Below are 2227 nucleotides of genomic sequence, written 5' to 3' on the forward strand. Positions count from 1 at the left end.
GGCTGACCGCGGTGGTCGCGGCGGCGGGGCCGTCGAGCTTCGCCTCGGGAACGGGCGGCGCCACGGGATCGGCGTCGGCGGGTGCCTTCTCGGCGGCTGGCTTGCAGGCCGCGAGCAGGCCGATCATCGCGAGGGTCGTGAATTTGCGCATGCTATCTCCTGTCGCGGCCCGGGATCGCCAGCACCAGTATCGCACCGAGGGCGGCGAGCGCCATATCCTTTTGCGCGTCCCAGATATCGCCCTGCTGCCCGTTGTAGCGGTCGGCAGTCTCGCCCGCCGCGACGATGGTGAGCAGCCATTCGAAGATTTCGTAGAGGCACGAGATGGCGAGTACCCAGCCGAGCACGGTCAAGGTGGCCCCGCGTGGACCGAGACCGCCCCAACGCCGTGCGATCTCGGCAACGGGAACGACCGACAGCGCACCGAAGGCGAAATGAACGAGCCGGTCATAATGATTGCGCGTCCAGCCGAAGGCGTCGGACAGGCTCGCGCCGGTCAGCGCACGCGCCCAGTCGTCATAGGGGACATTGCTGTAGGCATAGCGGCCGCCGAGGGTGTGCAGCGCCATGAACGCCACGATGCAGGCGACCGAAGCGGTCGACAGCGGCCAGCGGCGGAGCAGCGCGGGCGAAGCGACGATCAGCAGCATCGTCGGGATATGCTGGAGCAGTGCGACCTCGGGATAGGGCTGGTCGATCTGCGCGAGCAGCAGCAGTATGAGGAGCAGACCGAACAGACGGCGCTGTGCGGGCGGCGGGATAGAGAGGGCTTCGGTCATCCCGACCTCCTATCCCTTCGCATCGAGCGAAGTCGAGATGCCTGTGGCCGCTTTCGCTCAGTCGCCCGCCCGCTCGAAAATCCGGCCGCACAGGAAGACGGCGTCGCCCTCGCTCCAGTTTTCGAGGCGGCCGTCGACGAGATCGAATTCATACAGGCTATCGCTCAGCTGGATCGTCAGCGGCGAATCGCGCAGCTGCCCGACGCGGTACTTGCCGCGCGACGTCCAGCCTTCGACCGTGAGTTCATATCCGAAATCGCGGTCGAAGCGGATGAGCGCATTGATTTGCCGCGTGCCGGGCGTTTCGCCTTCCTCGCATTTCTCGCCGACCATCTTCCACGCGCCGAGAATTTCGGCCGGCGCCGTCGTCATATCTCCGGAGGCCGGTCTCGCAGCGGTTTCTGCCGCGGCGCACGGAACGGTCATCGCTGCAATGAGCAACGTGCCCGCGATGATGGCCATGCGCCGCGCCATGGAATCAGCCCTTCTTCAGATGCCGCCGCCCGAGCAACTCGGCGATCTGCACCGCATTCAGCGCGGCGCCCTTGCGGAGGTTGTCCGAAACGCACCAGAGGTTCAAGCCGTTGTCGACCGTCGGATCCTCGCGGACGCGCGACACGAAGGTCGCGAAGTCGCCGACGCATTCGACGGGGGTGATGTAACCGCCATCCTCGCGCTTGTCATGGAGCACGACGCCGGGCGCTTCGCGCAGGATGCGCTGCGCGTCCTCGGCCGACAGTTCGTCCTCCATCTCGATGTTGATCGCTTCCGAATGGCCGACGAAGACGGGGACGCGGACGCAGGTCGCGGTGACCTTGATCTTGGGATCGAGGATCTTCTTGGTCTCGACGACCATCTTCCACTCTTCCTTGGTCGACCCGTCGTCGAGGAATTTGTCGATATGCGGGATGACGTTGAAGGCGATCTGCTTGGTGAACTTCTGCACGTCCTTTTCGTCGCCGACGAAGATCTGGCGCGTCTGGTTCCACAGCTCGTCCATGCCCGACTTGCCCGCGCCCGATACCGACTGATAGGTCGAAACGACGACGCGCTTGATCTTCGCCGCGTCGTGGAGCGGCTTCAGCGCGACGACCATCTGCGCGGTCGAGCAGTTCGGGTTCGCGATGATATTGCGCTTGGTATAGCCGTCGATCGCATCGGGGTTCACCTCGGGCACGATCAGCGGCACGTCGGGGTCCATGCGGTAGAGCGACGAGTTGTCGATCACGACGCAGCCGGCCGCGGCGGCCTTCGGCGCGTGGATCGCGGTCGCGTCGCTGCCGATCGCGAAGATCGCCATGTCCCAGCCCGACCAGTCGAAATTCTCGATATTCTGGCACTTCACGGTTTTACCGGTATCGCCGATTTCGATCTCGTCGCCCTGGCTGCGCGACGATGCGACCGCCGCCAGTTCGTCGTAGGGAAATTCGCGCTCGGCGAGAATGGCG

The 2227-nt window shown here is 64.9% G+C and carries 3 protein-coding genes; all 3 read right to left on the bottom strand.

Annotated elements, in window-relative coordinates:
• Window positions 1-152: 152 nt before the first annotated feature.
• From VN047_RS05370 to VN047_RS05380, 3 genes are read right to left on the bottom strand one after another with little or no spacing between them, the layout of a single operon-like run.
• Window positions 153-779, bottom strand: a complete 627-nt coding sequence (locus tag VN047_RS05370) for a DUF2238 domain-containing protein (RefSeq protein ID WP_325540788.1) — start codon at window positions 777-779, stop codon at window positions 153-155.
• A gap of 57 nt (window positions 780-836) precedes the next feature.
• Complete coding sequence (locus VN047_RS05375; protein WP_325540790.1) at window positions 837-1241, bottom strand: hypothetical protein; 405 nt, start codon at window positions 1239-1241, stop codon at window positions 837-839.
• 16 nt (window positions 1242-1257) lie between these two features.
• Window positions 1258-2223 carry an aspartate-semialdehyde dehydrogenase gene (locus tag VN047_RS05380; RefSeq protein WP_325540792.1) on the bottom strand — a complete coding sequence of 322 codons (966 nt, stop codon included), beginning with the start codon at window positions 2221-2223 and terminating at the stop codon, window positions 1258-1260.
• Between the last annotated feature and the right edge of the window lie 4 nt (window positions 2224-2227).

It is taken from the genome of Sphingopyxis sp. (genome assembly GCF_035565275.1).
Lineage (GTDB): Bacteria > Pseudomonadota > Alphaproteobacteria > Sphingomonadales > Sphingomonadaceae > Sphingopyxis.

Bases quoted from the DNA above. Each gene is read 5' to 3' on its own strand.
- VN047_RS05370 (WP_325540788.1), bottom strand. From the start codon at position 779: ATGACCGAAGCCCTCTCTATCCCGCCGCCCGCACAGCGCCGTCTGTTC.
- VN047_RS05375 (WP_325540790.1), bottom strand. From the start codon at position 1,241: ATGGCCATCATCGCGGGCACGTTGCTCATTGCAGCGATGACCGTTCCG.